At 67.9% G+C, this 17,910-nt stretch carries 17 protein-coding genes; 7 read left to right on the forward strand and 10 right to left on the reverse strand.

The window, feature by feature from the left end; all coding sequences use genetic code 11:
- Positions 1 to 5 precede the first annotated feature (5 nt).
- The 7 genes from ASF51_RS13115 to ASF51_RS13145 all read right to left on the reverse strand — a co-directional run bounded on the left by ASF51_RS13115 (position 6) and on the right by ASF51_RS13145 (position 6,984).
- Complete coding sequence (locus ASF51_RS13115) at positions 6 to 794, reverse strand: siderophore-interacting protein (protein WP_055930335.1); 789 nt, start codon at positions 792 to 794, stop codon at positions 6 to 8.
- A 155-nt stretch (positions 795 to 949) separates the two neighbouring features.
- Positions 950 to 1,807, reverse strand: a complete 858-nt coding sequence (locus ASF51_RS13120) for a phosphogluconate dehydrogenase C-terminal domain-containing protein (protein WP_055930338.1) — start codon at positions 1,805 to 1,807, stop codon at positions 950 to 952.
- Complete coding sequence (locus ASF51_RS13125; protein WP_055930341.1) at positions 1,797 to 2,597, reverse strand: sugar phosphate isomerase/epimerase; 801 nt, start codon at positions 2,595 to 2,597, stop codon at positions 1,797 to 1,799. Before ASF51_RS13125 ends, ASF51_RS13120 begins: the two co-directional genes overlap by 11 nt.
- Positions 2,594 to 3,340 (reverse strand): triose-phosphate isomerase family protein, encoded by a 747-nt coding sequence (locus ASF51_RS13130; RefSeq protein ID WP_055930344.1) that lies wholly within the window; start codon positions 3,338 to 3,340, stop codon positions 2,594 to 2,596. The genes ASF51_RS13125 and ASF51_RS13130 overlap by 4 nt, the downstream gene beginning before the upstream one ends.
- The gene (locus ASF51_RS13135; protein ID WP_055930347.1) at positions 3,340 to 3,810 is read right to left on the reverse strand and encodes a ribose-5-phosphate isomerase; all 471 of its coding nucleotides are present in this window, start codon (positions 3,808 to 3,810) and stop codon (positions 3,340 to 3,342) included. Before ASF51_RS13135 ends, ASF51_RS13130 begins: the two co-directional genes overlap by 1 nt.
- Positions 3,807 to 5,546, reverse strand: a complete 1,740-nt coding sequence (locus tag ASF51_RS13140; RefSeq protein ID WP_055930350.1) for a dihydroxyacetone kinase family protein — start codon at positions 5,544 to 5,546, stop codon at positions 3,807 to 3,809. The genes ASF51_RS13135 and ASF51_RS13140 overlap by 4 nt, the downstream gene beginning before the upstream one ends.
- A 37-nt stretch (positions 5,547 to 5,583) precedes the next feature.
- Positions 5,584 to 6,984 (reverse strand): MFS transporter, encoded by a 1,401-nt coding sequence (locus ASF51_RS13145; protein ID WP_055930353.1) that lies wholly within the window; start codon positions 6,982 to 6,984, stop codon positions 5,584 to 5,586.
- Between the two features lie 280 nt (positions 6,985 to 7,264).
- On the opposite strand from ASF51_RS13145, the gene ASF51_RS19710 reads away from it, so the two are divergent.
- Positions 7,265 to 7,627, forward strand: a complete 363-nt coding sequence (locus ASF51_RS19710) for an HNH endonuclease (RefSeq protein WP_369797317.1) — start codon at positions 7,265 to 7,267, stop codon at positions 7,625 to 7,627.
- Here ASF51_RS19710 and ASF51_RS13155 read toward each other — a convergent pair.
- On the reverse strand, positions 7,609 to 8,049 hold the full coding sequence (locus tag ASF51_RS13155) for an endonuclease VII domain-containing protein (RefSeq protein ID WP_082479876.1): 441 nt from the start codon (positions 8,047 to 8,049) through the stop codon (positions 7,609 to 7,611). The two genes, ASF51_RS19710 and ASF51_RS13155, sit on opposite strands and share 19 nt — an antisense overlap.
- 97 nt (positions 8,050 to 8,146) lie before the next feature.
- On the opposite strand from ASF51_RS13155, the gene ASF51_RS13160 reads away from it, so the two are divergent.
- From ASF51_RS13160 to cls, 4 genes are all read left to right on the forward strand, one after another.
- A complete protein-coding gene (locus ASF51_RS13160; RefSeq protein ID WP_157412140.1) occupies positions 8,147 to 8,779 on the forward strand; it encodes a TetR/AcrR family transcriptional regulator in 633 nt (210 codons plus the stop codon).
- Between the two features lie 93 nt (positions 8,780 to 8,872).
- The gene (locus ASF51_RS13165; RefSeq protein WP_055930366.1) at positions 8,873 to 11,407 is read left to right on the forward strand and encodes an MMPL family transporter; all 2,535 of its coding nucleotides are present in this window, start codon (positions 8,873 to 8,875) and stop codon (positions 11,405 to 11,407) included.
- Between the two features lie 42 nt (positions 11,408 to 11,449).
- Positions 11,450 to 12,193: a FadR/GntR family transcriptional regulator gene (locus ASF51_RS13170; protein ID WP_055930369.1), complete on the forward strand. Its 744-nt coding sequence runs from the start codon at positions 11,450 to 11,452 to the stop codon at positions 12,191 to 12,193.
- Positions 12,193 to 13,665 carry a cardiolipin synthase gene (gene cls / locus ASF51_RS13175; protein ID WP_055930372.1) on the forward strand — a complete coding sequence of 491 codons (1,473 nt, stop codon included), beginning with the start codon at positions 12,193 to 12,195 and terminating at the stop codon, positions 13,663 to 13,665. Before ASF51_RS13170 ends, cls begins: the two co-directional genes overlap by 1 nt.
- A 21-nt stretch (positions 13,666 to 13,686) precedes the next feature.
- Here cls and hutH read toward each other — a convergent pair whose 3' ends face one another.
- Entirely contained in the window at positions 13,687 to 15,258 is a 1,572-nt protein-coding gene (gene hutH / locus ASF51_RS13180; RefSeq protein ID WP_055930374.1) for a histidine ammonia-lyase, read from the reverse strand.
- A 79-nt stretch (positions 15,259 to 15,337) separates the two neighbouring features.
- Between hutH and ASF51_RS13185 the strand changes: the two genes are divergently transcribed.
- Positions 15,338 to 16,120: an IclR family transcriptional regulator gene (locus tag ASF51_RS13185; protein WP_055930377.1), complete on the forward strand. Its 783-nt coding sequence runs from the start codon at positions 15,338 to 15,340 to the stop codon at positions 16,118 to 16,120.
- 4 nt (positions 16,121 to 16,124) lie between these two features.
- On the opposite strand, the gene ASF51_RS13190 is transcribed toward ASF51_RS13185, so the two are convergent.
- Positions 16,125 to 16,691 carry a TetR/AcrR family transcriptional regulator gene (locus ASF51_RS13190; RefSeq protein ID WP_055930380.1) on the reverse strand — a complete coding sequence of 189 codons (567 nt, stop codon included), beginning with the start codon at positions 16,689 to 16,691 and terminating at the stop codon, positions 16,125 to 16,127.
- A 92-nt stretch (positions 16,692 to 16,783) separates the two neighbouring features.
- Here ASF51_RS13190 and ASF51_RS13195 point away from each other — a divergent pair, with 92 nt between their 5' ends.
- Positions 16,784 to 17,908 (forward strand): zinc-binding alcohol dehydrogenase family protein, encoded by a 1,125-nt coding sequence (locus ASF51_RS13195; RefSeq protein ID WP_055930383.1) that lies wholly within the window; start codon positions 16,784 to 16,786, stop codon positions 17,906 to 17,908.
- Positions 17,909 to 17,910 lie beyond the last annotated feature (2 nt).

A 17,910-nucleotide genomic window follows, 5' to 3' on the forward strand; every position in this document is an offset into this window, starting at 1 on the left:
CGGACTCAATCGGAGATGGGCTCGATGACGCCGACGGGCTCGCGCTTCTCCGCCTGGAAGCGATCCTCGGTGCGTCCGAACGCCCAGTAGCCCGAGAGCGACAGCTGCGTGCGCGTGACGCCGCGTTCCTTGAAGACATCGCGGAGCTGCTTCATGGCTCCGCGCTCCCCGTGGGCGAAGACCTGTACGCGACCCTCGGCCCAGTCGTGATCGGCGACGGCGTCGGCGAGCAGGGTCGTCTCCCCCGCGTGCGCGTCGCGGCGCAGCAGCCAGCGCACCTCGACGCCCTCGGGTGCTCGCAGTTCGATGGCGTCCGCCTCGGTGTAGGTCTCGACGAACGCGACACCGCGCGCGGTCGCGGGAAGGGCATCCAGAGCCGACGCGATGGCGGGGAGCGCCGACTCGTCGCCCGCGAACAGGTGCCAGTCGGCCGTGGGATCGGGAGCGTATCCCCCGCCGGGGCCGGAGACGCTGGCCACGTCGCCGGGCTTCGCGGCGGCCGCCCAGGGTCCAGCGAGGCCCTCGTCTCCGTGCACGACGAAGTCGATCGAGATCGTCTTGTCGACCTCGTTCACTTCTCGCACGGTGTAGGTGCGGGTGACCTGGTGACCGTCGACATCGGTGAACAGCATCTTCACGTACTTGTCGGTCTTGTCGTTGCTCACGAACTCGTCGAAGCCAGAGCCTCCGAGAACCACGCGGACGAGATGGGGAGCGAGCCGGTGCGTGCGAACGACCGAGAACGTGATCTGGGTACGCGGCTTTCGGGCTCCGGCGGGGGCGGTGAGGGACATGGCACGACCTAACTTCGAGACGAACTTAGGTAAGCCTAACAAGTACGACAGGCGAGGATGCCCTTCGACAGGCTCAGGGAACGACGGGCTCAGGGAACGACATCCGACCCCTGAGCCCATCGACCCCCTTCGACAGGCTCAGGGAACGGGACCGCTTAGCGCTCGATCTTGTCGAGGTGCAGCATCTTCGCGAGGTTCTTGTCGAGCTCCTCGTCGCTGAAGACCTTCTTCCAGTCCTCCTTGATGATGGCGCCGCGGCCGTAGTCCATGGCGATCAGGCAGGCATCCGAGAAGGGGTTGTCACCCTTGAGCGTGTTCGCCAGGGCGACCTGCGTGTGGCCGAGCAGGATGGCGCGCGCGGCGGGCTCGGGAACGCCCATCGTGTTCACGGCCTCGTCGAGCGACTCCTTGAGCAGCGCGCCGATCATGCAGGCGATCGTCTCCACCAGGGTGGGCTCGAGCTGGGCGAGCTGCTTCACGGTCGTCCAGTGCACGTCCTGCACCGGGGCGAAGATCGCGCGCACGACCTGCTCGACCTGGGCCTTCTTCGACTCGTCGTCGCTCTCGATCGCGGCGATCGCGTCCTGCAGGGCTGCGATTCCGCCGAAGGTGTCGGCGTACTCCTCGGGCGTGTGGCGCTCGACGAAGATCGACGGGTGGCACGGGTGCGTCACGGCCTCGATCACGTCGTCGCGACGGGTCAGCAGACCCGCGTAGGCGGCGGCGGGGTCGAGGGTGAGCACCACGGCGCCGCTCTTCATCTGCGGAACCACGTCGGCCGAGACGGCCTTCAGTGCGAGGTCGGGAACGGCGAGCACGACGACATCGGCGTCCGCAACGGCGGTGGGGGTGTCGGTGAGCACGCGTCCGGTCGCGGTGACGCGCTCCTGCCCTGCGGGCGAGACCTCGCTGTAGTACACGGTGTAGTCGGTCTTGACGAGGTTGTTGGACACGCGCATGCCCATCTTGCCGCCGGCGCCGATGACGGCGATGGTGAGGTTGTCAGTAGACATTCTTGCTCCTTAGATATGCGAGGTTGTGGTCGTTCCAGTCGTTCTCCAGCTGCACCGTCTCGTCGATGGTGTCGGCGAGGGGAAGCCAGTGTTCGATCACCTGGTTGATGCCGCGTTCGTTCGGGCGAACGGTCTCGAGCAGGTAGTCGTAGTCGAGGAGGCCCGTGCCGAGCAGGGCCCCCTCGAGAGTGAAGCCCACCCAGCCGCCGCGCCGGGTGAAGGCGAAGTCCTTCACGTGGATGTTCTTGACGTAGGGCGCGGTGCGGGCGATCACGTCGCGCGGGTTCTCGAGAGCAGCCACGCTGTTCGCCGGATCGAGGCATATGCCGAGCCGGGAATGCGCCACCTGCTCGACGAGCCCGACGAGGTCGGTCGACGAGACCTGCTCGTAGGTCTCGAGGGCCAGGTCGACGCCGGCGTCGTCGTAGGCACCGAGAACCTGTCGCAGCTGCGACTCGGCCTCGGTGAGGGTGGGTCGCGACGTGGGCGAGTAGAGCATGCTGCGCACGGTGGATGCGCCGAGCGCGTTCGCGAGGTCGAGATACTTCTCGAGGTGGTCGGGCGTCACGCCCTTCGTGCCGAGCTCGAGCGTGATCCCCAGCTCGTGGGCCAGATCGGACAGGCGCGCGAGCTCGTCGCGCGTCAGGTCTTCGATGGGTGCGTAGTCGCAGAACTGGAACAGCTCGGCGTTCAGTTCCGCTGTGCGGCGCAGCATGTCGAAGGCGTCGAGTCGGCGCGGCGCGAGCTCGGAATGCTGCCAGAAGAACGCGTAGGAGCCGAGGCCGATCATCGCCGGGCCCCCGCTTCGTCGAGAACGCGCCCCAACGCATCCGTGTCGTGGGCGAACCGACCGAGGAAGATGCCGTCGACCTCGTCGCCGAGCTCGGCCAGCAGGCCGGGGCCGGCGCTGCCGCCGTAGATCACGGCGCTGTCGGGCCGATCTGCCACGGCTGCGTGGAGCAGGGCGCAGACGGCCCGCACATACGCGGGTTCCGCGGGCACCGCCGCACCGATCGCCCAGACGGGCTCGTAGGCCACGATCACGCGACCCGCGGGCGCGCCGTCGAGCGCCGAGTCGAGCTGGCGCAGGCACTCCGCGGCGGCGTCCTTGGCAGAGGTGCGCGTCTTCTCGCCGACGCAGAGCACGGGGGCGAGGCCGTTGCGCAGCGCCGCCGACGTCTTCGCGGCCACGATCTCGTCGGTCTCGCCGAACAGGGCGCGACGCTCCGCGTGGCCCACCTCGACGACCCGTGCGCCGACCTCGGCGAGCTCGACGCCGCTGACCTCGCCGGTGAACGCTCCCGCGTCCTCCGTCGCCAGGTCCTGGGCGCCGACGAGCACGGGGGTGCCCTCGAGAACGCCGACGCTCTGAGCGAGCGACACGAAGCCGGGAATCACGAAGACCTCGACCGAGCCGTTCTGCACCGCGGGGTGGCGGCGCGCGAGGTCGCCGACCTTCGAGATCCAGTCGAGCGTCTGCGCGTGCCCGAAATACATCTTCAGGCTCACGCCGACGAGGGTGGGGGTGGTCATCAGCAGGAGCCCGTGGCCTCGTACTCCGAGAGCACGGCGACCTTCTCGGCGCTGGCACTGGACTCGTCGAAGCGGTACGTCAGCCACTCGCGCACGAGGCGGCGGGCGAGCTCGATGCCGATGACGCGCTGACCCATGGTGAGCACCTGCGCGTTGTTGCTGAGAATCAGTCGCTCGACCGAGAAGCTGTCATGGGCGACGGATGCGCGGATTCCCGCGACCTTGCCGGCGGCCATGGCGACACCGATTCCCGTGCCGCAGAAGAGGAGCGCGCGGTCGGCCTCGCCGGAAGCGACGAGCTCGCCGGCCGCGACGCCGATCTTCGGGTAGGCGGTGTGCCCGTCGGCGTCGACACCGATGTCGGTGACGCTCTCTACGAGGTCGCTCGCCTCGAGGTCCTTCTTCAGGATCTCCTTGTAGTCGAATCCCGCGTCATCGCAGCCGATGACGATACGGAGCTTGTCAGTCATTTCTCTCCTTCAGAGGTGCCGGCCAGGACGGCGGCGATGGATTGCACGATGAGGCCGAACGAGTACGCTCCGGCGTCGGGGGTTCCGAGGCTCTTCTCCGCGTGCGGACGGGCGCGGCCCATGCGGGGCAGCAGATCGGCCGTGGCGGTCGCGGCAGCCGAGGCGGCGTCGGCCGCGCTCTGCCAGGCGACGGCAAGCGAGGCTCCGCCGTCGATTCCGCTCTGGAGGGTGTCGCGGAAGGGCACGAGGGCGTCGACCATCGTCTTGTCGCCCACCTCGGCCTTGCCGAACGACATGATGCCGCCGACCGCGGCCGCGACTCCGGCAGACACGGACTCGGCCGTCGGCCTGCCCTCGTCGCCCAGCGCGTCGCCGACCGCCGACAGGGCGACGCCCCACAGCGCTCCCGACGTTCCGCCGGCCTTGTTGGCCCAGGCGTTCGCCGACAGCTCGAGCAGGGTCTTCGCGCCGGCACCCAGGGCGAGCGCCTCGGATGCCGCAGCCGATGCCGCCCGCGCGCCCCGTTGCATCCCGATGCCGTGGTCGCCGTCGCCGGCGACCGCGTCGATGCGGCCCAGCTCGTCGGCGTTGGCGTCGACGACGCTGGCGATCGCCTCGATCGCCTCAACGACGACAGCCGCCGCCTGTCTCGAATCAACGTCGGCCTCGGGGATCACGACGGCCTGCGCGGCCTCGATCTCGCTGGGATCGAGCTGCTGCACGGCCGCCACCGAACCCTTGCGGTAGGCCGGGGTGTCGGCCGGTGCACGCCAGAAGCGTTCGAGTTCGTCGTCGAGCCAGAACAGCGTGAGGGAGGCCCCCGCCATGTCGAAGCTGGTGACGAGCTCGCCCACCTCGGGGTCGACGACCTCGAGGCCGGCCTCCGCCAGCAGCGCGGCGATGCGTCGGTACACGACGAAGAGCTCCTCGTACTTCACCGAGCCGAGGCCGTTGAGGATCACGCCGACCCGCTGGCCCCGGGCCGACGAGATGCCCTCGGGCAGCTCCGCGAGCAGCGACTCGACGAACAGCTCCGCGAGACCGTCGGCCGTGGGCACGTCGGTCTCGTCGATTCCCGGCTCGCCGTGGATGCCCATTCCCACGGCCATGCGACCGTCGGGAACCGTGAAGAGGGGCGCGTCGGCACCGGGAAGGGTGCAGCCCGAGAAGGCGACGCCGAAGGAACGGGTGCGCTCGTTCGCCAGCTCGGCGACACGAACCACCTCGTCGAGCGAATAGCCCTCCTCGGCCGCGGCCGCGGCCGACTTGAACACCGTGAGGTCGCCCGCGATGCCGCGGCGCTTGTGCTTCTCGGCCGCTGGAGCAGACGAGATGTCGTCGGTCACCGCAACGTGGCGCGTCTGGATGCCTGCGGCGTTCAGCTTCTGCTCGGCCTGGGTGAAGTGCAGCACGTCTCCGGCGTAGTTTCCGAAGCTGAGCAGCACTCCCCCTCCGCGGTTGGCGGCGAGCGCCACAGATTCGACCTGCTGAGCCGAGGGCGACGCGAACAGGTTGCCCATAGCGGCGCCGTGGGCGAGGCCCTGGCCGACTATGCCGCCGAATGCCGGGTAGTGGCCCGAACCGCCGCCGACGACGAGTGCGACGGTTCCTTCGGGTGTGCGGGTGCTGCGCACCACGCCGCCCGCGACCCGGCGCACCTGGTTCGCGTTCGCGGCCACGAAGCCGTCGATCATCTCGTCGGCGAACTCGGTCGGATCATTGAAAAGGCGAGTCATCTGAGATCTCCTGGGGTGTCGAAAGTCGTATCGGCGGTCAGTGGACGATCGCCGGCGCCTTCGCGTCGGGGTTGAAGGAACCGTCCTTCTTGCCCCGGTACGAGAGCACGACCATCAGCACGGCGGAGAGCAGCAGGAAGAAGCCCACGATCGCCATCGGCACGAAGTACTGCGGTTCTCCCGACGAGTCCTTGGTGAGGTCGGCGACGGCGCCCGTGATGTACGGGGCGCCGAATCCGGCAAGGTTTCCGACGGTGTTGATCAGGGCGACACCCGCTGCGGCGGCGACGCCGGTGAGGAACTGGGTGGGCAGCGTCCAGAAGTTCGGCAGCACGGCGAAGATGGCCATGGCGGTGATCGCGATGACGGCGATCGTGGCCACGGGCGACCCGGCGAACAGGGCCAGGGGAATCGTGAGGGCGCCGACGACCGCCGGGCCTGCGATGTGCCACGTCTTCAGTCCGCGCTTCGAGACGTCCTTGGTCCACAGCCAGAGCGCGATGGCGGCCGGGATGTAGGGGACGGCCGTGATGAGACCCTTCTCGAAGACGTTGTACTCGGTACCGTAGAGCTCCTGGAAGCCGTTGATGATCGTCGGCAGGAAGAACGCCAGGGTGTAGAGACCGTAGATGAAGCCGAAGTAGATGAAAGCGAGAATCCAGACGCGACCGCTCGTGAAGGCCTGCATGAAACCGCCGCGCTGCTTGCCCGCGGTGACGGCCTGCATCGATTCGGTCTTGGTCTTCTCGGCGGCGAGCTCCTCGGTGAGCCAGACCTGCTCCTCCTTGGTGAGCCACTTGGCATCGCTGGGCTTGTCCTTGAGGTAGAACCAGGCGACGACGCCGATGATGATGGCCGGCAGTCCGACTCCGAGGAACATGACGCGCCAGCCCTCGAGGCCGAAGAGTCCGTGGGCGCCGATGAGCAGGCCGGCCAGCGGGGCTCCGATGACGGTCGTCAGGGGCTGGGCCAAGTAGAAGAGCGCGAGGATCTTGCCTCGGTGACGCGCGGGCACCCACAGGCTGAGGAACAGGATGGCGCCGGGGAAGAATCCGGCCTCGGCCACACCGAGAACGAAACGCAGGATGGCGAGCTGCTCGAAGTTGCCGACCCAGGTGAAGAGAACCGCGACGATTCCCCACGTGACCATGATGCGCGAGAGCCAGCGGCGCGCACCGAAGCGGGCGAGCGCCAGGTTCGATGGGACCTCGAGCAGGATGTACCCGATGAAGAAGACGCCCGAGGCGAATCCGACCTGGGTGACGGTCAGGGCCAGGTCGTCGTTCATTCCGTTCGGCGCGGCGAAACCGATGGCGGATCGATCGAGGTAGTTGATGAAGAACATAAAGGCCACGAACGGAACGAGCCGCCACGCGACCTTCTTGATGGTCGACTTCTCGATTGCCGAGACGTGCGTCTCGGCGCGGGAGGTTGTCATGGATAACTCCTTTGTCACGTCAACTCCGACTGCGCTCCTGCCCCGGCGGACAGCGAACCCCTAACAACCGGTTGACCAATTTAGAAACCATAACGCCTGCTCGGCATTCGGCGCAAGCCGCTAGGTTATGTGGTGCACCGTTTCGCGGTGGTCACGAGTGGGATCGTCGGGGGCTGTTTCTGTGGTGGAGCTGATCTGCGTCTGGTGCGGCGAGAACGGCACTCGAATCCGTCGGAGCGCCAGGTACTGCTCCATGTCGTGCAAGTGGCAGGCGAAGGAGATGCGGCGCCGAGCGCGCAGTCATCGGGTCAACGGCGAATTCTCTCGTGCCGAGCTCATCCGCCTGTGGAGCGAATTCGGCAGACGGTGCGCCTACTGTTCGACAGCGACGTCGCGCACGGAGATCCAACCCGATCACGTCTATTCGATCAGTCGCGGCGGCCGGAACGACTACGGAAACCTTCTGCCGGCGTGTGGGGAGTGCAACGCCGACAAGCGCGACCTCTCGCTGGAGGAGTGGGCCGCCGATCGTGAACGACGAGGCCTTCCTCCTCGCCGGACCACGCGCTTTCGTGGAGCGAAGTACGGGCACCTCATCCTGCCGCTGGAAGGCACGAGAACGGATCAGTCCGACGACGCCTGACGAGAGAAGTCGACGAGGTAGGCCGCGGCTGCCGTCAGCACCTCGTGATCGTCCTGGAGGAATCCCAGTCCGACGTTGCAGCCGTTGCAGAGGAGCCCGCGCACACGTCCGGTGCGATGGTCGTGGTCGACCACGAGACTCGATTCGGAGCTGTCCTCCTTGCGGCAGATCGCACAGCGGCCCGCCTGGGTTTCCCGGAGTTCGTCGAACTCCTCCGTCGTGAGCTTGTACCGCTCTCTCAAGCGGCGGCGGCGCAATTGCTCATCGCGATTGCCGGCACCGAACTTGTTCGCGTTCCGCACCGTCATGCATTCGGAGCGCCCGTTCTCGCGATACCGGATGCGCGTCTCGCCGCATACCGAGCAGACCGCTTTGCGGTTTTCGGCGTCGATATCCGTCAAGCGATGGCGGACGACCGGCATACTCTCCCCCACGTCTCAGACGATTCAGCCAACCATAACCGTTCTCCGAGGGCCGCCGAGGTTGCACTCAGTGCGTCGTTGCACGTAGTGTAATGACGTGACCACCAAGCCGATCCTTATGGATCGCCGAGCCGAGTTGAAGGCCCGGCACCGTGAAGCCATCCTCGACGCTGCGGACTCGCTGATCCTCGACAGAGGACAGGCCCGCTTCAGTGTCGATGAGCTCGCCGACCGCGCCGATATCGCCCGCCGCACCGTCTTCAACCATTTCTCGTCGCTCGACGACGTGATCATGACCAGTTGCACCCGCACCCTCAATCGTGCGATCGATGATTTTCTCGCCGTCGCGAGCGTCACCCCCTCGAGCCACGGCAGCCGCGCGGCCCTCTTCGCCGAGGTCACCACGGCGATCCAGCACATGGATCTGCCCAGTCTGGTCGCCTACTTCTTCGGGCTCCTCGACGGTGACGACGCCCGCACCCAGAATGCGGACAGCGTGTTCATGCGATCGACCGAGGGCCTCACGGTGGAGCTCGCCCGGCGCAGCGGCGTCGATGAGTTCGAGGTCGCGATCCTCGTGAGCACGCTGATGAACGGCATCTCCGTGGTCGCTCGGCACTGGATGATCGAATCCGGCGGCACGCTCGACGCCGCGTCTCGAAGCGTCTGGGACAGCCTTCTCGACCGCTTCATCGGAATCGTCCGCGACGGATACTCCGCACCGAGCTGAGTTCCGCCCACCCCACTCCCCTCTCTCTTCCCAACGATGCGACGTGAGACTCCTCCCCCGTCACCCGCTCATTTCAGAAAGAAGCTGAGGAACATGGCATCCCTCCTCTACCGCCTCGGTGTGTTTTCCGCGCGCCGCGCCTGGTTGGTCATCGTCGCCTGGATCGTGATCCTCGGCCTCACAGGAGGAGCGTTCGCGTTGTTCGGGGGCACGCTCACCTCCGCGGTGAGCATTCCGGGAACGGCGACCCAGAAGGTCAGCGATGAACTGGCCGAGAAGTTCCCGTCGGCCAGTGGCGGACGCGGAACCGTGGTGTTCACGACCACCGACGACACCGCCTTCACCGATGAGCAGAAGACGGCCATCGGCGCGCTGCTCGAGAAGACGACCGAGCTCGACGACGTGAAGTCGACGACCAACCCCTTCGACACTCAGGCCCAGATCGACGACTCCGCACAGAAGGTCGTCGACGGCCGGCAGCAGATCGCCGACGGCACGACGAAACTCGACGACGGCCAGGCACTGCTCGACAGCGCGAAGAGCCAGGCCGCCGCCGGTCAGCAGCAGCTCGACCAGGCACGCGCCCAGGCGGAAGCAGCGGGCCAGCTGGCCGCCGCCCAGCCTCAACTCGACGCCCAGCAGGCGCAGCTCGACGCGGGCAACGCCGAGCTGGCGACACAGCAGGCGACCATCGACTCCAGCCGCGCCGAGCTCGAGAAGCAGAGCGCCACCCTCGAAGAGGGAGCCAAACTCCTCGACCTGGCCTCGAACATCCGCCAGGTCTCGACAGACGACACGACCGCCGTCGGCACCGTGCAGTTCGACAAGTCCCTCAACCTCGTTCCGTCGGAGGCCAAGGAGGCCGTCGTCGAGGAGCTGAGCAACGCCAAGATCGACGGCGTCACCGCCGAGGTGTCCAACGACATCGCCGCGACCATACCCGAGGTTCTCGGCCCGGGAGAGATCGGCGGCGTGATCTTCGCCGCGATCGTGCTCTTCGTGATGCTCGGCACCCTCATCGGCGCCGCCCTGCCCCTCGTCAACGCGATCATCGGAGTGGGCGTGGGAGTGCTCGCCTCGCTGGCGCTGTCGGGAACCGTGACCATGCTCTCGGTCACGCCCGTGCTCGGCGTGATGCTCGGACTCGCGGTCGGAATCGACTACTCCCTGTTCATCCTCAACAGGCACCGAACCCAACTGCGCTCGGGTCTCGACCTCAAGGAGTCCATCGGCCTCGCCAACGGCACCTCGGGCAACGCCGTGGTCTTCGCCGGATCGACCGTGCTGATCGCCCTGCTCGCCCTCAACCTCACCGGAGTCCCGTTCCTCGGGCTCATGGGAACCGTGGGCGCCGTCTGTGTTTTCGTCGCCATCCTCATCGCGGTCACGCTGACGCCGGCCATGCTCCGCCTCGCCGGCATGCGCATCCTCACCAAGAAGGCCCGCGCCAAGGTCGGCCACACCGACCACCAGGCCCGGGTTCCGAACAAGCCCATGAACACGCTGCGCGCAGCGATCACCGTGGTGGCCGGAATCGCCGTGCTGCTCATCGTGGCCCTGCCCGCGCTCTCGATGCGACTCGGCCTGCCCGCCGGTTCCTCCGAGCCGGTCGACTCGAGCGCCTACAAGGCCTACAAGCTGATCGACGACAAGTTCGGCGCCGGCGTCAACGGCCCGCTGATCGTGGTCGCCGATCTCGACAAGGCGATCACCGACGACGAGCTCGTGAGCGAGCAGGTGCGCATCGGAACACTGCTGAAGGCCGAGAACGACGTCGTGGCCGTGGCCCCGATCGGTGCCAGCGACGATGACCTGCTGCTCGCCTTCCAGGTCGTGCCGAAGGAGGGCCCCACCAGCGAGTCGACCGAGCAGCTCGTGCGCGACCTGCGCGGCCTCGACATCGACGGCGTCGCAGAGCTCGGTGTCGCCGGCAACGCGTCGGGCAACATCGACGTCAGCGAGAAGCTCGCCGAAGCGCTCCCGCTCTACCTGACCGTCGTTGTGGGACTGTCTCTGATCATCCTGATTCTCGTCTTCAGGTCGATCCTCGTGCCGATCACGGCGACGGCCGGATTCGTGCTGTCTCTGTTCGCGGCCTTCGGTGGCATCACCGCGGTGTTCCAGTGGGGCTGGCTGGCCCCCGTCTTCGGAGTGCACGATCCCGGCCCCATCCTGAGCTTCCTTCCGATCCTGGTGGTCGGAGTGCTGTTCGGACTGGCGATGGACTACCAGTTGTTCCTGGTGAGCGGCATGCGCGAGTCGTACGCGCATGGATCGCCGGCCAGGCTCGCGGTTCAGCGCGGCGTCCACGCCGGGCGAACGGTGGTCATCGCCGCCGCACTGATCATGACGAGCGTTTTCGGCGGATTCATCTTCTCGAACTCCGTCATGATCCAGTCGATCGGTCTCGGTCTCGCTCTCGGAGTGCTGCTCGACGCGTTCGTCGTCAGGCTGCTGATCATCCCTGCGGTGATGCATCTGCTCGGCGCGTCGGCCTGGTGGCTGCCGAAGTGGCTCGACCGCATCCTGCCCGATGTCGACGTCGAGGGGGCCTCTCTGCAGCGCAACCACCCGACGGAGACCCACGATGCCGCCGGTCCGAAGCATGCCGAGGCGCACACCTCGTAGTGCTGCGCGAACTCGGCGCCGACACGTTGATAATCTGAGCCTGTGCCCGCATTCCCCGATCGACCCGCAACCGACGAGATCAGCGCGGCCCTGAGCTCCGTGGCCAGCGGCACGGCGGTGTCCGCCGTCGCGAAACGCCTGCTCGACCTCTTCATGGGCGGCGACATCGCGCCGGGCACCCGCCTGCCGCCGGAGCGACAGCTCGCAACGGCCCTCGGAATCGGTCGCTCGGCGGTGCGCGAGGCCCTCGCCGCACTCGAGATCCTGGGTATCGTCGACGTGCGTCCCGGCAGCGGCACGTACCTCCGCGGAACCGCCTCCGAGCTGCTTCCCGAGACACTGAGCTGGGGCCTGATGCTCGGCGAGCCGCGCACCCGCGAACTGATCGAGGTTCGCGGTGCGCTCGAGGTCTTCGCCACAGAGCTTGCAGCCAGCCGCATGTCCGACGACGCGATGAAGCGGCTCAACCAGCACCTCACGGCCATGAAGGAGGCGGGCGACAACCGCACCCGTTTCATCGAGGCCGACCTCAAGTTCCACCTCGAGATCGCACGCGGCGTCGACAACTCGGTTCTCGTCACGCTGCTGCAGAGCATTCGATCGCTGCTGCGCATCTGGGTCGAACGCGGCCTTCACGACACGTCCGACGCCGAGCAGGCCTACGACGAGCACGTTGCGGTGCACGAGGCCCTGCTGTCTCGCGATCCCCAAGCCGCTGCCGACGCGATGCGAGCGCACATGGTGACCGCCACCGAGCGGCTGCTCAGAACGCTTCCGGCCGCCTGATGGCCCGCACGACCTGGCGCTCGATCCTCAAGATCTTCCCGATCGTCATCCTGGTGGTCGACATCCTCATCCGCATCGGCGCGGTCGTCACCGTTCCCCGCAACCGCCGCCCCAGTTCCGCCATGGCCTGGCTGCTCGCCATCTTCATCTCCCCCATCCCCGGCAGCCTCCTCTACGCGCTGCTCGGCAGCTCCCGGCTGCCGAGAGACAGGCGCGACAAGCAACGCGAGGTCAACGCCTTCATCCTCGACGCTGCCGGACCGCTCGACGGCGCCGAGACCACCACGGCCGAACCCGCCTGGTTCGGCTCGGTCGTGCACCTCAACCGCACCCTCGGCGCCATGCCCCTCATCGCGGGCAATACCGCCACCCTGCTGCCCGACTACGAGGCGTCGATCCAGGCGATGACCGACGCCGTCGCATCCGCAACCCTGTACGTGCACGTCGAGTTCTACATCCTCGGCCGCGACGACACCACCCGCGCGTTCTTCGACGCGCTGAAGTCGGCCCACGAGCGGGGCGTCACCGTGCGCGTGCTCTACGACCACTGGGCCACCATGCGCAATCCGCGCGGTCGCTCGACACGCGCCTGGCTGCGGGAGAACGGCATCCGGTTCGAGGAGATGCTGCCGTTCCGTCCATGGCAGGGAAACTGGCGTCGGCCCGATCTGCGCAATCACCGCAAGATCGTCGTCGTCGACGGCCACATCGCGTTCACGGGGTCGCAGAACATGATCGACTCGAGCTACGACAAGCGGGGAAACATCCGCCGGGGCCTGAAGTGGAAAGACCTGATGGTGCGGCTCGAAGGCCCCGCCGCGCTCGGCCTCGATGCCCTCTTCGTCACCGACTGGTACAGCGAGACGGGCGACATCGTCGAGACCGACGACACGCGCGCCACCCCGTCGGACTCCCCCGACAGCATCGAATGCCAGGTCGTTCCGAGCGGTCCCGGGTTCGAGGGCGAGAACAACCTGCGCCTCTTCAACGCGCTGGTCTACGGGGCGCAGGAGCGCCTGATCATCGCCAGCCCGTACTTCGTGCCCGACGACTCCATGCTCTACGCCATCACCACGGCTGCGGAGCGGGGCGTCGACGTTCAGCTCTTCGCCTGCGCCGTGGCCGACCAATACGTGGTCTATCACGCCCAGCGCTCGTACTACGAGACGCTTCTACGCTCAGGCGTGCGCATCTTCCTCTACCAGGAGCCGACGGTGCTGCACTCGAAGCACTTCACGGTCGACGACGACGTGGCCGTCGTCGGGTCGAGCAACATGGATATGCGCTCCTTCAGCCTGAACTTCGAGGTGTCTCTCATGGTGCGCAGCGCCGACTTCGTCGAACGGTTGCGCGCGATCGAAGACGGCTACCGCGAGAAGTCGCGCGAGATCACGCTCGAGCAGTGGCTGGCCCGCCCCGCGGTAGCCCAGGCGCTCGATACCGTCGCGCGCCTCACCGCCGCCGTGCAGTAGCGCGGTCCGGGCCTCGACGGCTCAGTTCAGACCGCCCAGCCGCTCTGCCGCTGCGTCGCGCAGGGCTCCCCGCCGAACGAGGGATGCGACGGCCTCGATCTCGGGCGAGAGGAAGCGGTCGGGTCCCGGCCCGTCGATCTCGGCCCGTACCACCTCGAGCACGGCGCTCGATCCCGCGCCGGGCTCGAGCGGTGCGCGCAGGTCGAGCGCACGGGCGGCTGTCATCACCTCGATTGCGATGACCCTGGTCAGTCCGTCGATGGCGGTGCGGAGCTTGCGTGCGCCGGCCCACCCCATCGACACGTGGTCCTCCTGCATCGCCGACGAGGGAATCGAATCGACCGACGACGGAACGGCGAGCCGCTTGAGCTCGGATACGATCCCCGCAGCCGTGTACTGGGCGATCATGAGGCCGCTGTCGACTCCCGCGTCGTGCGCCAGGAAAGCCGGGAGCCCGTGGCTGCGCGCCGGGTCGAGCATGCGGTCGGTGCGGCGCTCCGACATGCTCGCGACATCGGCCGTCACGATGGCGAGGAAGTCGAGCACGTAGGCCACGGGCGCGCCGTGGAAGTTGCCGTTCGACTCGACGCGCCCGTCGATCGTCACGACGGGGTTGTCGACGGCCGAGGCCAGTTCTCGGCTCGCGACCAGGGCGGCGTGGTCGACGGTGTCTCGAGCAGCACCGTGCACCTGAGGAGCGCAGCGCAGCGAGTAGGCGTCCTGCACGACCGTGTGGCTCGAGGGCCGGTGACTGGCGACGATCGGTGACCCCGCGAGCATCGAACGCAGATTGGACGCGGAGAGGGCCTGCCCCTGCTGAGGCCGCAGCGCCTGCAGGTCGGCGGCGAACACGGCGTCGGTTCCGAGCAGGGCCTCGACGCTCATGCCGGCGGCGATTTCGGCGCTCGTCAGAAGCATCCGCAGGTCGTGAATGGCGAGGCTCAGCTGCCCGAGCATGCCGTCGGTGCCGTTGATCAGGGCAAGTCCCTCCTTCTCGGCCAGCACGACGGGATCGATGCCCGCCGCCGCGAGCGCCTCGGCGGCCGGCATCGCGACTCCCCGGGCGTCGCGCACCTCGCCCTCCCCCATCAGGGCGAGCGCGCAGTGGGCCAGCGGCGCCAGGTCGCCCGAGCAGCCGAGGGAGCCGTATTCGCGCACGATCGGCGTGATCCCCGCATTGAGCATGCCGGCGTAGCTTTCGACCGTCGACAGGCGGATTCCTGTGCGCCCGGTCAGCAGAGTCGAGATGCGCAGGAGCATGAGGCTGCGGACGACCTCGCGCTCGACCTCGGGGCCCGAGCCCGCAGCGTGGGATCGAAGCAGGCTCCGCTGCAGCTGCGTGCGCTGCTCGCTCGCGATAAAGGTCGAGGCGAGGGCCCCGAAGCCGGTGGAAATCCCGTAGTGGGGCGCCGGGTCTGCTGCGAGCGCGTCGACGACCGCCCGACTGGCCACGACTGCGGCACGGGCGTCGGCGTCGATCGCCACGCGTGCGTTGTGACGCGCTACGGCGACCACGTCGTCGAGATCGATCGGGCCGGTGCCGATCGGCACGGTGGTCGAGGAGCGAGGGAGGGTCGTTACGGTCTCGGTCATGACACCCATTCGACCGCAGGCGGGCGGATGCCGGTGGTCCGGATGCGACGAAACCGTCTCGTATGCGAGACAGTTGAGCATGACCATCGAATCGGGAGCGCCCGCCGCGAGCGCGGCGTTGCGCATTCTCAGCCACCTGGCCGGCCAGAGCCGGCCCGTGCCCGCCGCGACTCTGGCATCCGCCCTCTCGCTGCCCCGATCGTCGGTCTACAAACTGCTCGGCGTGCTCGTGGATGCGGGTTTCGTGCTGCACTTCGCCGAGATCAGGCGCTACGGCCTGGGAATCGCGGCGTTCGAGCTCGGTTCCGGATTCGCTCGACAGGAGCCGCTCTCCCGACTCGGCCACCCGGTGCTCGCACTGCTCGTCGACCGCATCGCCGAGAGCGCGCACCTCGCCGTGATGCACGGCCGCGACGTGCTGTATCTCATCGAGGAACGGGCTCCTCGCAGGCCGTCGCTCGTCAGCGATGTGGGCGTACGACTGCCCGCGCACCTCACGGCCAGCGGTATCGCCATGCTCGCCGCGATGCCCGCCGCCCAGGTGCGGGCACTGTTTCCCGACGCCTCGGCCTTCACCCGGCGCGGGGAGCAGACCGGACCGGAGACGTACGGGCGGCTCCGTCGTATCCTCACCGAGACGCGCACCCGCGGCTTCGCCGTCGAAGACCAGACGATCACTCCCGGGCTCGCCTCCATCGCGGTCGCGGTCATCGACCACGTGGGATGGCCGGCCGCGGCGATCGCGGTGACCTTCGAGCGCGACGCGCACGATGAGCAGAGCCGGTCCCGGCTCGCCGAGGAGACCACGCGGCATGCACACGAACTGTCGCGGCGCATCGGCGGAGTCACCTCGACGAGGTGACGGCCTACGACGAGGCGGTGCGCCGCATCCTGTCGAAGGTGTCGCGAAGCAGCGCGGCGAGAGGCTCGTCAGAGGGCGAGCCGAGCCAGCGACCGATCGAGACGCTGAACACGGTGGCCGTGAGGTGCGCCGCGAGCAGCGCGTCGATGGGGTCACTGCCGCGCTTCTCGAAACCCGTGCGCAGCGCCTCGACCAGGGCGGCAGGCATGCGCAGTTGCCTCTCGCGCAAGCCGTCATCGGACTCGATGATGCGGTGGCGGGCGATGTAGTAGCTCTTCTCCCGCGAGAACTGTGCCGCCGCGACGGCGTCGAATCCGTCGACGACGATCTGCAGCGGGCCGAGCGATGCGGGAGCCTCGGCGATGATGCGCGCCGCCTGCTCCGGAACCGCGTGCTCCTCGGCGAAGAGGGCGTCGCGCTTGTCGGCGAAATGCCGAAAGAAGGTGCGCGTCGACAGTCCCGCGCGTTCCGCGATCTGGGGAACCGTCGTGGCCGCGAATCCCTGCTCGACGAACAGTTCGAACGCCGCCCGCTCGAGCCGCCCTCGCGCATCGGGTTGCCAACGTGCCATACCTCCAGTCTAGTGATGACACAGCATGTCATCATGTGTATTCTGATGTCACGCAATGTCATCACTCAACGACCACGCAGAGGACGCCCGCCATGCCCACGAATTCAGCCGCCTACCTCACCGTCCCCTACGCCGATCTGGCCGTCGCCGAGGCTCCCTACACGTCGGCCGCGGCGGGTGAGCTGGTGATCCGTGCACGCGCCGTCGCCGTGAACCCCCTCGACGAGATCAAGCAGTCGACCGGAAACGTGATGTACGGCTGGCTGCCCAGCCCCGCGGTGCTCGGCGAGGATGTCGCCGGCGAGATCGTCGAGGTCGGTGCGGGTGTGTCGGGCTTCTCTGTGGGTGACCGCGTCATCGCCTATGCGGTGGGCATGGAGAAGAACCGCAACCATGCCGCCGAGGGCGCCTTCCAGCTGTTCACCGTCGTGCAGGCGCAGCTGACCGCGCGCATTCCTCTCGAGCTGTCGTTCGAGGACGCCGTCGTGCTGCCCCTCGCCATCTCGACGGCCGCCTCCGCCCTGTTCCAGAGCGACCAGCTCGGCCTCCGGCATCCCACGAGCGGCGCGACCGGTGCAGATGCCGACCCCACCGAGTGGGTGGTTGTCTGGGGAGGATCGACGAGCGTCGGCAGCAATGCCATCCAGCTCGCCGTCGCGGCCGGCTACTCCGTGATCACGACGGCGTCGCCGCACAATCACGACCGGATGCGGGCGCTCGGGGCCCGACACGTCGTCGACTACCGCAGCGGGTCGGCCGTGCACGACGTCGTCGCTCTCGTGGAGAAACGGCCGGTGGCCGGCGTGTTCGCCATCGGAACGGGATCAGCCGAACCGGCCCTGTCTATCGCCGTCGCAACGGGCGCCCGTCGAGTCAGCCTCGCCAGTCCGTCCGTCTCGATGAGCAGCCTCCCTCGCCGCCGAGCACCGCTGGCGCTCGCGGGATTCGGATTGAGGATGCTGTCGCGCACTGTGCCGCTGATGGTCCGCAGCCGCCTTCGGGGAATTCGCACCCGCTTCGTCTGGGGCAGCGCGTTGATGAACACCGAGGTCGGACCCATGCTGTGGGGAGGATTCCTGCCCGACGCGCTCGCCGCGGGCCGCTACGTGACCGCGCCGAGGTCGGAGGTCGTCGGCACCGGCCTCGAGAGCATCCAGCCAGCCCTCGACGCGCTCCGAGCCGGGGCGTCGGCCACGAAGTTCGTGGTCACGCTGTGACG

The sequence above is a fragment of the Agreia sp. Leaf283 genome (assembly GCF_001422485.1).
Lineage (GTDB): Bacteria > Actinomycetota > Actinomycetes > Actinomycetales > Microbacteriaceae > Agreia.